At 60.2% G+C, this 12554-nt stretch carries 10 protein-coding genes; 3 read left to right on the top strand and 7 right to left on the bottom strand.

Annotated elements, in window-relative coordinates; translation table 11 throughout:
* Positions 1-39: 39 nt before the first annotated feature.
* The 4 genes from EJA72_RS20670 to copC form a co-directional block, all read right to left on the bottom strand.
* Positions 40-858 (bottom strand): NAD(P)-dependent oxidoreductase, encoded by an 819-nt coding sequence (locus tag EJA72_RS20670; protein WP_157713223.1) that lies wholly within the window; start codon positions 856-858, stop codon positions 40-42.
* A 256-nt stretch (positions 859-1114) separates the two neighbouring features.
* Positions 1115-2344: an OprD family porin gene (locus tag EJA72_RS20665; RefSeq protein ID WP_256679733.1), complete on the bottom strand. Its 1230-nt coding sequence runs from the start codon at positions 2342-2344 to the stop codon at positions 1115-1117.
* 311 nt (positions 2345-2655) lie between these two features.
* Positions 2656-3513: a copper homeostasis membrane protein CopD gene (copD, locus tag EJA72_RS20660; RefSeq protein ID WP_157713222.1), complete on the bottom strand. Its 858-nt coding sequence runs from the start codon at positions 3511-3513 to the stop codon at positions 2656-2658.
* Positions 3514-3516: 3 nt separating this feature from the next.
* Positions 3517-3879 carry a copper homeostasis periplasmic binding protein CopC gene (gene copC, locus EJA72_RS20655; protein ID WP_157713221.1) on the bottom strand — a complete coding sequence of 121 codons (363 nt, stop codon included), beginning with the start codon at positions 3877-3879 and terminating at the stop codon, positions 3517-3519.
* A 139-nt stretch (positions 3880-4018) separates the two neighbouring features.
* On the opposite strand from copC, the gene EJA72_RS20650 reads away from it, so the two are divergent.
* Positions 4019-4639: a TetR/AcrR family transcriptional regulator gene (locus EJA72_RS20650; protein ID WP_157713220.1), complete on the top strand. Its 621-nt coding sequence runs from the start codon at positions 4019-4021 to the stop codon at positions 4637-4639.
* Positions 4640-4781: 142 nt separating this feature from the next.
* On the opposite strand, the gene preA is transcribed toward EJA72_RS20650, so the two are convergent.
* The 3 genes from preA to hydA all read right to left on the bottom strand — a co-directional run bounded on the left by preA (position 4782) and on the right by hydA (position 9017).
* Entirely contained in the window at positions 4782-6056 is a 1275-nt protein-coding gene (preA, locus tag EJA72_RS20645) for an NAD-dependent dihydropyrimidine dehydrogenase subunit PreA (protein ID WP_157713219.1), read from the bottom strand.
* Positions 6057-7424 carry an NAD(P)-dependent oxidoreductase gene (locus EJA72_RS20640; RefSeq protein ID WP_178129495.1) on the bottom strand — a complete coding sequence of 456 codons (1368 nt, stop codon included), beginning with the start codon at positions 7422-7424 and terminating at the stop codon, positions 6057-6059.
* Between the two features lie 153 nt (positions 7425-7577).
* Positions 7578-9017 (bottom strand): dihydropyrimidinase, encoded by a 1440-nt coding sequence (gene hydA / locus EJA72_RS20635; protein WP_157713217.1) that lies wholly within the window; start codon positions 9015-9017, stop codon positions 7578-7580.
* A gap of 551 nt (positions 9018-9568) precedes the next feature.
* On the opposite strand from hydA, the gene EJA72_RS20630 reads away from it, so the two are divergent.
* Positions 9569-11053, top strand: coding sequence for an NCS1 family nucleobase:cation symporter-1 (locus EJA72_RS20630; protein ID WP_157713216.1), 1485 nt, complete (start codon positions 9569-9571; stop codon positions 11051-11053).
* 143 nt (positions 11054-11196) lie between these two features.
* Positions 11197-12477, top strand: a complete 1281-nt coding sequence (locus EJA72_RS20625) for a Zn-dependent hydrolase (protein ID WP_157713215.1) — start codon at positions 11197-11199, stop codon at positions 12475-12477.
* Positions 12478-12554: the final 77 nt, after the last annotated feature.

Genomic DNA, 12554 nt, shown 5'->3' with positions numbered 1-12554 from the left:
CCCTTGTTTCGTTGTGGGGCTCAAGCGGTGCGCGGTGATTCAGTCGCCGAACGGGCCCGACGCGACAAATGCGCCACCCTGGTAAACCATGGCCGGATCATCGGCGGCCGGCATCGGTTGCGCTTCGACTTTTTCGCGGAACACTTCGGAGCTGTCCTGTGGCTGGTAACCAAGGCTCGTGGCGTAGCGGTTGTCCCACCAGACATTCTTGTTGTCGGACGCGCCGTAGACCACGGTGTGGCCGACGTTCGGCGCGGACAACGCGCGCTCGATCAATTGAGTCAGGTCGCCGAAGCTCAGCCAGGTGCTCATCATGCGGCGGTTTTGCGGTTCCGGGAACGACGAGCCGATACGGATGCTGACCGTCTCAATGCCGTAGCGATCGAAATAGAAGCTGGCCATGTCTTCGCCGTAGGACTTGGACAAGCCGTAGTAGCTGTCCGGGCGGCGAGGGGAGCGCGCGTCGATCACTTCATCCTGTTTGTAGAAACCGATGACGTGGTTGGAGCTGGCGAAAATCACGCGCTTCACGCCATGACGGCGTGCGGCCTCGTAGATATGGAACACGCCGCAAATGTTGGCGCCGAGGATTTCCTCGAACGGACGCTCAACCGATACGCCGCCGAAGTGCAGGATCGCATCGACGCCTTCGACCAGTTGGTGCACGGCGTGTTTGTCGGACAGGTCGCAGATGACGACTTCTTCGCGGTCATCGATGGCCGGCGCGATGTCGGCGATGTCGGACAGGCGAATCACGTTGGCGTAAGGGCGCAGGGTTTCGCGCAGTACTTTACCGAGGCCACCGGCGGCGCCGGTCAGCAGCAGGCGATTGAAAGGGGCGGTAGGCGTGGTGGTCATGGAAAATCCCTTGGCGCAATTATTGTTGTTGAATCGTTGTAGGTTGTCGTATGACTGCGCTGAAGTATCGTCAGGCTGTCCGGGTGTTGTCAACGCGGGTTCGGCTGGAAATGACGGAGGGTCAGCCGCACACAAACCTGTGGCGAGGGAGCTTGCTCCCGCTGGAGCACGAAGCGCTCCCAATCCCTGGGCTTGGGGCCGCTGCGCAGCCCAGCGGGAGCAAGCTCCCTCGCCACAGAGTTCGATCTTGCCGGTTTTACAATAACGAAAGCGGGTAGTTGATGATAATCCGGTTTTCGTCGAATTCGTTGGTGCTGAAGTCTTTACGGATGCTCGCGTTACGCCATTTGACGTTGAGGTTCTTCAACACGCCGCTCTGCACGGTGTAGGCCAACTCCGATTCGCGACCCCACTCCTTGCCGTCGGTGATCGCACCGGTGTGCACGTTGTCGCCGCTGATGTAGCGGTTCATCAAGGTCAGGCCGGGAATGCCGAGGGCGACAAAGTTGTAGTCGTGGCGCAGTTGCCAGGAGCGTTCCTGGGCATTGTCGTAGCTGGAGTTGTAGCTGTCGTTGGCCAGGGTGCCACCGCTGGTGCCGTTGATCCGCATCCAGACGCTGTCACCCGTCAACTTTTGCAGGCCGACGTAAAAGGTGTTGCCGCCGTACTTGGCCGAGAACATGCCCGACATAGTCCGGTTGTCCAGGTCGCCGGCCAGTGCGCTGCCGTCTTCCTTGCCGTAGAAATACCCGAGGTTGGCGCCCAGGGTCCAGTCGCCGACGGGCTGGGTATGCGTCAGGTTGATGTATTGCTGGCTGTAGATATCCTGCAGTTCCGCGTTCCACAGGCCGATCTGGGTGCGCTTCTCGTTGAACAGGTATTCGCCGCCCTGGAAGTTGAAACGGTCGGAGGTGAACCCCGCTTTTCCGTTCATGTACATGTCGGTCATGCTGCTGTCGTCACGCGGGCTGTTCTGGCGGAACTGCCCGCCGTAGAGCGTCAGGCCATCGATTTCTTTCGAGGTGATCTGGCCGCCGCGGAAGGTTTGGGGCAGGGAGCGACCGTCGTCCGAACGCAGGATCGGCAACACCGGCATCCACTCGCCGACCTTGACTTCGGTCTGGGACAGCTTGGCCTTGAACGCCACGTTGGTGCGACCGTAGTTGTCGGCCGGGCGACCATCGTGGTCCAGCGGCAGCAACGACGTACCGCCGGTGCCTTTACCGCCGTCGAGCTTCACCGAGTATTCGCCCAACACATCCAGACCGAAACCGACGGTGCCCTGGGTGAAACCGGACTTTGCATCGAGGATGAAGCTCTGCGTCCACTCTTCAGCCTTGCCCTGAGGCTTGGCCGGGTTGGTGAAATTACGGTTGATGTAGAAGTTGCGCAGGTTGAGCGTGGCTTTGGCGTCATCGACGAACCCTTCGGCATGGGCAGTCATCGGCAGGGCGAGGGCCAGGCCGCTCCAACCAATCAGGCTCAGGGTGTGACGGCGTGCGAAAGTCGGGCGAGGGGTGCAGACGGAATTGCGGACGAGCTTGGTCACAGAAACGCTCCCTTGTGCTTATTGTTTTTATAATTGTCATACGTCGTCGTACAACATTGGGGCGATTATTTGCGAGGTGTTCCGGGGTTGTCAATCAGAAGTTGTACGATGACCAAGATTGAACTAAAGGCTGGAACACGAACCCTGTAGGAGCGAGCCTGCTCGCGATGGCGGACGATCAGCCACCATCGATGTTAAATGTGCTGGCCCCATCGCGAGCAGGCTCGCTCCCACATTTGATCTACGTTTCAACCGGCGATCATCGGTGGCATGGTCCCCAACAGCGAAACCGCCGCCACCGCGCCCATCCCCAGAAACCACTCGATGATCACGCTGGCATGCAACATCGACAGGCGCTGCTCACAGTTCTTGACCTGCAATCGGTTGAACAACGCCAATCCCAACATCACCCCAACCAGCGAGACCTTGATCAACAGAATCAACGCGAACCCGCTCAGCAACGGCGTCGGCCAAAAGGCCCCGGTCAGCACCCGCACATTGATCAGTCCGGTCAGCACCAACCCCGCGACCAAGACGTAACCGACACCACTGAATCGCCGCAGGACATCGCCGACAGCCAGGCCGGCAGGTGCACGCAGGATCATCACCAACAGCATCAGCCCACCCAGCCAGGCACCGACGCAGATCAGGTGGATGATCTGATTGAGGATCAGCAACTGGCCGCTAAGACCATCCAGCATTGCGCCGTGACCAACCGGGGCGAGGGTGGCCAGCAGAAGACCGGCCAGGCCGATGCGCAGCGGGAAATTCGAACGCCATGGGGTCAGCAGGAGCGCTACCAGTAACCCGTTGATCAGCAGGTGCCAGCTCCAGACCTGACCGAAAAACGTCTTGCCCAGCACCAGGCCCAGCGTCGATGGGTCGAAGGCCGCACTCGCATTTCCAGCCATGCTCGCAGTGATCAGCAGCAACCAACCGACACCGCTGACCAGCGCCACCACGGCGAGCCAGCGTGCGATGCGCGCCAGCGATGGCTCCAGTACCGCTTCACGACCTAACAGCAAAGGCCTGAACATCCAGGCCCCGAACAGCATCAGCACCACGGTGAAATGCAGGAAACGACACAACACCATCGCGCTCGTCATCAATTACTGGCCGACCTTGAAGCTGTAGGCGCCTTCACTTTTGTGGGTGTCGACCGAGACCGCATGCCACTCGACTTTATAGGCGCCCGCGGCTAACGGTGCGGCCGGGGTGACGACCAGGGTTTTCTTGTCGCTGCCTTCAGTGGTCACGCCTTTCACCGGCACGTCGGCGCCGTCCTTGGTGATCGTGACCTTGCTGAAAGCAGCTTCAACACCCTCGGAAAACACCAGGCGCAGTTCATTGGGCGCGCTGACCGTGCTGTCGGCGGCCGGTGTCTGGCTTTGCAGATGCGCGTGGGCAAACACCGACGAGGCGGCGAAGAGTGAGCCGAGCAGTGCGACGGTGGTCAGGGTTTTCTTGAGCATCGTGGAATCCCTCTGAGGCAGGTTCTGAAAAGGGTCAGTTTAGCGTCGGGAAGGCCTGAGTACGAAGTTTCGTTTTCCCCTGTCGCCGCGATGTAGAGCGGATGCTAGTCTTGGCCAACGCTGTTGTCAGGGAGCCCTCATGGGCAATCACAAGATCGAGATTCGTCGCAGTAACGTCGAGAAAATCCTGTTGGGTGCCGAGAAGGTGTTCGCGGAAAAAGGGTTCGGCGGCACCGCCATGGCCGACATCGCCGCTGAAGTGCAACTGCCGCGTTCAAACCTGCATTACTACTTCAGCACCAAAACCGAACTGTACAGCGCGGTGCTGTTCGATCTGCTGGAGGTCTGGAAACAGGACGCGTTGTGCTTCGAGATGTTCGACGACCCGCGCGTGGTCCTCAGCAGCTACATCCGCGCCAAGATGAACCACTCCCGCAGCCGGCCGCATGGCTCGAAAGTCTGGGCCAACGAGATCATCCACGGCGCGCCGACCCTGGGTGAGAAACTGGACGTCAGCCTGTACGACTGGGCCAAGATGAAAGAAGCGAAAATTCGCCAGTGGGTGGACGACAAACGCATCCTGCCGGTGGAGCCTTCAAGCCTGCTGTACATGATCTGGGCGTCGACCCAGCATTACGCGGACTTCGATCACCAGGTGAATATCCTGAATGATCACCAGCCGCTGTCGGACATGCAGTTCGAGCGGGCGGTGCAGACGGTGACGAGTGTGATTTTGCGGGGGATCGGGTTGGAGCCGTGAGATGTTCTGTGCGGCTGACGGCCTCATCGCGAGCAAGCTCGCTCCTACAGTGGTTTTATGCTGTACACAAACGCTATGTACACCACAGAACCCTGTAGGAGCGAGCATGCTCGCGATGGCATCAGTTCAGCCAACTCGGATTTCAGACGGCTACATGATAGGGATTGCGCGGATCATGATTCCAGTCCAGAAACGGCTTGCCGTTCTCCATCGGCACCATCTCGATGCAATCCTGCACCGGGCACGTGATCTGGCACAGGTTGCAGCCCACGCATTCATCCTCGATCACTTCATACGTGTGCGTCCCGTCCGCCTGTTTCAGGCTGGCCACCGCCTGGTGCGACGTATCCTCACAAGCGATATGGCAGCGACCGCAACCAATGCACGCCTCCTGATCTATCTTCGCGATGACCTGGTAGTTGATGTCCAGGTACTTCCAGTCAGTCGTGTTGCCCACCGCCCGCCCGGAAAAATCCGACACGCTGCGGTAGCCCTGACTGTCCATCCAGCGTGACAAGCCGTCCTTCATTTCCTCGACAATCCGAAAGCCGTGCAGCATCGCCGCCGTGCACACCTGCACCGAGCCGCTCCCCAACGCGATGAACTCGGCGGCGTCGCGCCAGCTGCCTATGCCGCCAATGCCAGAGATCGGCAGGCCCTGGGTCTGTGGGTCACGGGCGATTTCAGCGACCATGTTCAGCGCAATCGGCTTCACCGCCGAACCGCAATAACCGCCGTGGGTACTTTGGCTGCCGACCATCGGGTTGGCGACCATGCGTTCCAGGTTGACGCTGGTAATCGAATTGATGGTGTTGATCAGCGAAACGGCATCGGCCCCGCCACGGTGGGCCGCGCGGGCGGCGACGCGAATGTCGGTGATGTTCGGCGTGAGCTTGACGATCACCGGCAGTTTGCAATAGGTCTTGCACCAGCGAGTGACCTGCTCGACATACTCCGGCACCTGACCAACCGCCGCACCCATGCCGCGTTCCGGCATGCCATGGGGGCAGCCGAAGTTCAGCTCGATGCCGTCGGCACCGGTGGCTTCCACCAGCGGCAAGATGTATTTCCACGACTCTTCGACACACGGCACCATCAACGACACGATCAGCGCGCGGTCGGGCCAGTCTTTTTTGACCTGGGTGATTTCCCGCAGGTTGATCTCCAGCGAGCGGTCAGTGATCAGTTCGATGTTATTGAAACCCAGCACTTCACGGTTGGCGCCGAAGTGCGCCGAGTAACGCGACGACACGTTAACCGCCGCCGGGTCTTCACCCAGGGTTTTCCAGACCACGCCACCCCAACCGGCCTCGAAGGCGCGGACTACGTTGTAGGCCTTGTCGGTGGGCGGCGCGGAGGCCAGCCAGAACGGATTGGGGGCTTTGATGCCGGCAAAGACAATCGAGAGATCGGCCATTTACGCAGCCTCCACGTTGAGCATGAGTTGAGCGTTGATGGCTTCGGCGGCGCGTTTGCCATGCTGCACCGCTTGCACGGTGAGGTCCTGATCGAGGCTGGTGCAATCGCCCCCGGCATACACGCCGGGAATGCTGGTGCGCAGGTGTTCGTCGACCTGGATGCGCTCGCCCTGGCGCTTCAATTCCCGGGCCAGCGGGTCGGCGAGGGCGCTGCTGTCGAAGGCCTGGCCGATGGCCTTGAAGATGGCATCCGCAGCCAACTCAAACGTTTCACCAGTGGTGTGCAGGCGACCTTCGATCATTCTCGTCCGCGCAAAACGCATGCCGCGAACCTGGCCCTGATCGTCCAGCAACACTTTTTCGGGTTGTGCCCACGTCAGCAGGCGTACTTGATTGGCCTTGGCGATGTCCTGTTCGTGACCGGTAGCGCCCATGTCCTCGACACCCCGGCGGTACACCAGATTGACATCGCGAGCGCCGAGGCGCGCCATTTGCACGGCCATGTCGATCGCGGTGTTGCCGGCGCCGAGGACGATGCAATGGTCGGCCAGCGGCAGTTGCGTCAGGTCATCGGCCTGGCGCAGTTCGCGGATGTAGTCGGTGGCGGCGAGCAGGCCGGGGGCGTCCTCATGCGCCAAACCCAATTGCTTGCTGGCGTTGAGACCGATGCCGAGGAACACGGCATCGAACTGCTGATGCAGTTCACTCAGGGTCAGGTTCTCACCCAGTTTCTGCCCGTGACGGATGTCGATGCCGCCGATTTGCAGCAGGAAATCCAGCTCCTTCTGCGCGTAGTCATCCACCAGTTTGTATTTGGCAATTCCGTATTCGTTGAGACCTCCGGCCTTTTCCCGTGCCTCGAAAATCACCACGTCATGACCGTGCATGGCGCTGCGATGGGCGCAGGACAACCCGGCGGGACCCGCACCGACCACGGCGATACGCTTGCCGGTGGAAGCGGCGCGCTGGAACGGGTGTTCGCTGAAATGCGCGTTGTCCACGGCGTAGCGTTGCAGCAGGCCGATCAGCACCGGCGCGCACTCATGATCGTTGTTGCGCACGCAGGCTTGCTGGCACAGGATTTCCGTCGGACAGACCCGGGCGCAACTGCCGCCGAGGATGTTCGCCGAGAGGATTTTCTGCGCGGCGCCCTGGACGTTTTCCTGATGGATGTTGCGGATGAACGACGGAATGTCGATCTCGCTCGGGCAGGCATTCACGCACGGCGCGTCGTAGCAGTACAGGCAGCGCGACGCTTCGAGGTGCGCCTGGCGGTCGTTGAGCGGGGGCGCCAGGTCGGTGAAATGGCCGGCGAGGGCGGCCGCATTCTCGTAGGGATGCGGGAGGTGGTTCAGGGTCTTGATCACGGTGTTGGCCTCACGGTTATTGAGGTAACTGCCTCTGGTGGGCATTGGTTTTTTTGTTGTCTGGGCCGGCCTCTTCGCGGGCAAGCCTTGCTCCTACAAGGATCTATGCAACCTGTGGGAGCGAGCCTGCTCGCGATAGGCCGAAGGCCGCTTTCAGCGTTTCACTGCAACAGGCTGATTCAACTCCGCCCGCTTGCTCAGCAAATCAAACACCGCCGGATACGCCGACCGCTCGACATACCGCCCGGCACCACGCTCGGCGCGCAGATCGCCATCGGCCCACACCACGCGGCCCTGGCTGATGGTATGACTCGGCACACCGCGCACAATCTTGCCTTCGAAGATGTTGAAGTCGACTTGCTGGTGATGGGTCTTCGCTGAAATCGTGCGTGTGCCCTCGGGGTCCCACAGCACCAGGTCCGCATCGGCACCGACGCGAATCGCGCCCTTGCGTGGGTAGAGGTTGAAGATCTTCGCGGTGTTGGTGGAGGTGAGCGCGACGAATTGCTGCATCGAAAAACGCCCGGTGTTCACGCCTTCATCCCACAGCACCGCCATGCGGTCTTCGATACCGGCCGTGCCGTTGGGGATCTTGCTGAAATCGTCACGCCCCGCGGCTTTTTGCTCGGCGCAGAAACAGCAGTGGTCGGTGGCCGTGGTGTGCAGGTTGCCGGATTGCAGGCCATGCCAAAGCGCTTCCTGATGGCCGCGGGGACGGAAGGGCGGGCTCATCACGTAACCGGCGGCGGTCTGCCAGTCCGGGTGCCGGTAGACGCTGTCGTCCAGCAGCAGATGCCCGGCCAATACTTCGCCGTAAACCTGTTGGCCTTTGCTGCGCGCGTAAGTGATTTCGTCGAGGGCTTCCTTGGTCGAAACGTGCACCAGGTACAGCGGTGTGCCCAGGGTTTCGGCGATGCGGATGGCCCGACTGGCCGCTTCGCCTTCCACTTGCGAAGGCCGCGACAGCGGATGCGCTTCAGGCCCGGTGATGCCCTGGGCCATCAACTTGCGTTGCAGGTGATAAACCAGCTCGCCGTTTTCCGCGTGCACGGTCGGCACCGCGCCGAGCTCCAGGCAGCGCTCGAAACTGGCCACGAGGGTGTCGTCGGCGGCCATGATCGCGTTCTTGTAAGCCATGAAATGCTTGAAGCTGTTGACCCCGTGGTGGCTGACCAGCTCGGCCATTTCCTCGCGAACCTGCTCGCTCCACCAAGTGATCGCCACGTGGAAGCCGTAATCTGACGCCGACTTCTCAGCCCAGCCGCGCCACTGATGAAACGCTTCCATCAGTGATTGCTGCGGATTGGGAATCACGAAATCAATGATTGAAGTGGTGCCACCGGCGAGACCGGCAGCGGTGCCACTGAAAAAATCTTCACTGGCGACCGTGCCCATGAAGGGCAGCTGCATATGGGTGTGAGGGTCGATGCCGCCGGGCATCAGGTATTGGCCGCTGCCGTCGAGCACTTCGGCACCTGCCGGAACATCAAGATGTTCACCGATGGCTTTTATCACGCCGTCGGCGCAATAGACGTCGGCGCGATAACTTTCATCATGGGTAATAACGGTGGCGCCACGGATCAACAGAGACATTCCGAGTTCCTCGCAGGCAATGACCGACTTGTGCCGGTTCTAACTGTTTTATATGAAGCCAACGTCAACAGACATATTCCTGTCAGCGCTGTCAGGAATAGAAGCTAGTCTGAGTTTAAGGATTGTTCAAGATTATTTTTTATAAGCTTATAGCTGTAATAACGTATTGATAAATAACGATTAAATACATAAATCACCAAAATGGTTCGACCGCTCACCATTTTGACGCACTTGACAGGTTCTAAAAATAGACGAGATTTCCTATGTGAAATCAGCCGCTTGAGGAGGGTCTATGGTTGATGCGCAACGTTGAAAAAAGAGGGGTTGCACCAGATTGAGTCCTGACCTTTCGGACAACTTGCCTGGCCTTTAGCCTGAGTGAACAGGCACGTCACCGCGGACTCGCTGGATAAACAAATAAAACTGATAAACATCAGTTGCTTGCAAAGTTTTATGGAACTGCCCGATGCGCAATCGGGGAGCCCGGCACGTTTATTGATGCCGACTGCCCCTGATGAGCAAAAAATAATTCAAAGAACAGTGGAGCGGCCATGCAACAGATCAGATCGCAAGTGACCGAGCGCGACGGCTTGTTTGAGCTCGAAGCCGGCACCGACGTCCTCGACAGTCCCCGTTACAACCACGACATGGCACCGACCAAGGTGCACGAACGAACCTGGAACAAATGGCACATCACCGCGCTGTGGATCGGCATGTCGATCTGCGTGCCGACCTACACCCTCGGCGGTGTGCTGACGGCGTATTTCGGTTTGACCGTGGGCGAGGCGTTACTGGCCATTTTGTTTGCCAACCTCATTGTGCTGATCCCGCTGACGTTGAACGCCTTCGCGGGCACCAAGTACGGCATTCCATTCCCGGTGCTGTTGCGCTCATCCTTCGGCATTCTCGGGTCCAACGTGCCGTGCCTGATTCGGGCATTGGTGGCGTGCGGCTGGTTCGGTATCCAGACGATGTTTGGTGGCCTGGCCATTCACCTGTTTCTGGGGTCGATTTTCGAAGGCTGGAAATCCCTTGGCGGCACCGGTGAAGTGATCGGCTTCATGATCTTCTGGGCACTGAATTTATGGGTGGTACTGCGCGGCGCCGAGTCGATCAAATGGCTGGAAACACTCTCGGCACCGTTGCTGGTCCTGGTGGGCCTGGGATTGCTGGTGTGGGCGATGCCGAACGTGTCGATGACCGAACTGCTGGCGATTCCGGCCAAGCGTCCGGAAGGTGCCAGCGTGGTCAGTTACTTCGCGGCCGGGTTGACGGCGATGGTCGGCTTCTGGGCCACGTTGTCCCTGAACATTCCCGACTTCAGCCGCTACGCCAAAAGCCAGAAGGACCAGATCCTCGGGCAGATTTTCGGCCTGCCGTTGACCATGTTCCTGTTCGCTTCACTCGGTGTGGTGATGACCGCCGCATCCGTCAAACTGGTCGGTGTTACGGTCTCGGACCCTGTCACCCTGATCGGTCATATCCAGAGCCCCGTGTGGGTCGCCGTGGCCATGGCGCTGATCATCATCGCCACGCTGTCCACCAACACGGCGGCGAACATCGTCTCGCCGACCAACGACTTTCAGAACATCGCGCCGAAGGTGATCAACCGAACCAAAGCGGTTTTGCTCACCGGTTTGGTGGGGCTACTGCTGATGGGCCATGAGTTGCTGAAAAAGCTTGGCCTGATTGTGTCCGACGTGAGCCTGGAAACCGTGTATTCCAACTGGCTGCTGGGCTACTCCAGCCTGCTCGGGCCCATCGCCGGGATCATGGTGGTGGACTATTTCCTGATCAAGAAACAACAGCTGGACCTGGCCGGGCTGTACCGCGATGACGTGTATCCGGCGTGGAACTGGTTCGGGTTTATTGCTTTTGGTGTGCCGGTGGTGCTGACGTTGTTGTCGCTGGGCAGCGATGCGTTCAGCTGGTTCTACAGCTATGGCTGGTTCACTGGCTCGGCGCTGGGTGGGGTGATTTATTACGGGTTGTGCGTGATGCGGCCAAGCCAGTCTGCCTTGAAATTGCCGGTGTAAGTGAGGGCCGTCATCGCTAGCAGGCTAGCTCCCACATTTTGAAATGCATTTCCCTGTGGGAACTAGCCTGCTGGCGATGGCGGCCGCAAGAACACTAAAAATACGCCTGAAGAAACCTATAACAACTGCCTGAGGAGATCACCATGAACGCTGCCGTAGACGTTCTGCAGTCCACCCATCAGCACATCAACCGCGACCGTTTGTGGCAGTCGCTCATGGAACTCGCCCAGCTCGGCGCCACGGTCAAGGGCGGCGTTTGCCGCCTGGCCCTGACCGACCTCGACCGCCAGGCCCGGGACATTTTCGTCCAGTGGTGCGAGGCCGCCGGTTGCACTGTCAGCATCGACGCCGTCGGCAACATCTTTGCCCGCCGCCCGGGCCGCAACCCGAACCTGCCGCCGGTGATGACCGGCAGCCACATTGACACCCAACCCACCGGCGGCAAATTCGACGGCTGCTTCGGCGTGCTGGCCGGCGTCGAAGTGCTGCGCACCCTGAACGACCTCGGCGTGGAAACCGAAGCACCGCTGGAAGTCGTGGTCTGGACCAACGAAGAAGGCTCGCGCTTCGCCCCGTGCATGATGGGTTCCGGCGTGTTTGCGGAGAAATTCACCCTTGAAGAAACCCTGGCCAAAGTCGACGCCGATGGCGTCACAGTTGGCGAAGCGCTGAACGCGATTGGCTACGCCGGCCCGCGCAAGGTCAGCGGCCATGCGGTCGGCGCCTATTTCGAGGCGCACATCGAACAGGGCCCGATCCTTGAAGACGAACACAAAACCATCGGCGTGGTGATGGGCGCCCTCGGCCAGAAATGGTTCGACCTCAAACTGCGCGGCGTCGAAGCCCACGCCGGCCCGACCCCGATGCACCTGCGCAAGGACGCGCTGGTCGGCGCGGCCGTAATTGTCGGCGCGGTCAATCGCGCCGCCCTCGGCCATCAACCCCATGCCTGCGGCACCGTCGGCTGCCTGCAAGCCTATCCGGGCTCGCGCAATGTCATCCCCGGCGAAGTGCGCATGACCCTCGATTTCCGGCATCTGGAACCGGCGCGACTGGACTCGATGATTGCCGAGGTCCGCGAAGTCATCGAAGCCACCTGCGAGGAACACGGCCTGACCTACGAGCTCACCCCCACGGCTGATTTCCCGCCGCTGTATTTCGACAAGGGCTGCGTCGAAGCGGTACGCGGCGCCGCCCAAGGGTTGGGCATGTCGCACATGGACATCGTCAGCGGGGCAGGGCATGACGCAATCTTCCTCGCCGAACTGGGTCCGGCCGGGATGATTTTTGTGCCGTGTGAAGGTGGCATCAGCCACAACGAAATCGAAAACGCCGCACCGGATGACCTCGCGGCCGGGTGCGCGGTGTTGTTGCGGGCGATGCTGGCGGCGTCGGCGGCGATTGCCAGCGGTCAGGATCAATGACCCTGTAGGAGCGAGCTTGCTCGCGATGGAGTGTCAGACACCGCGGTGCAGACTGACACACCATCGCGAGCAAGCTC

This window comes from Pseudomonas sp. PB120 (assembly GCF_009761815.1).
In the GTDB taxonomy this organism is placed as follows: domain Bacteria; phylum Pseudomonadota; class Gammaproteobacteria; order Pseudomonadales; family Pseudomonadaceae; genus Aquipseudomonas.
The sequence above is the reverse complement of the archived record's forward strand: the minus strand, read 5'-3'. Positions and strand labels throughout refer to the sequence as shown.

Bases quoted from the DNA above. Each gene is read 5' to 3' on its own strand.
- EJA72_RS20670 (WP_157713223.1), bottom strand. From the start codon at position 858: ATGACCACCACGCCTACCGCCCCTTTCAATCGCCTGCTGCTGACCGGC.
- copD (WP_157713222.1), bottom strand. From the start codon at position 3,513: ATGACGAGCGCGATGGTGTTGTGTCGTTTCCTGCATTTCACCGTGGTG.
- copC (WP_157713221.1), bottom strand. From the start codon at position 3,879: ATGCTCAAGAAAACCCTGACCACCGTCGCACTGCTCGGCTCACTCTTC.
- EJA72_RS20650 (WP_157713220.1), top strand. From the start codon at position 4,019: ATGGGCAATCACAAGATCGAGATTCGTCGCAGTAACGTCGAGAAAATC.
- preA (WP_157713219.1), bottom strand. From the start codon at position 6,056: ATGGCCGATCTCTCGATTGTCTTTGCCGGCATCAAAGCCCCCAATCCG.
- hydA (WP_157713217.1), bottom strand. From the start codon at position 9,017: ATGTCTCTGTTGATCCGTGGCGCCACCGTTATTACCCATGATGAAAGT.
- EJA72_RS20630 (WP_157713216.1), top strand. From the start codon at position 9,569: ATGCAACAGATCAGATCGCAAGTGACCGAGCGCGACGGCTTGTTTGAG.
- EJA72_RS20625 (WP_157713215.1), top strand. From the start codon at position 11,197: ATGAACGCTGCCGTAGACGTTCTGCAGTCCACCCATCAGCACATCAAC.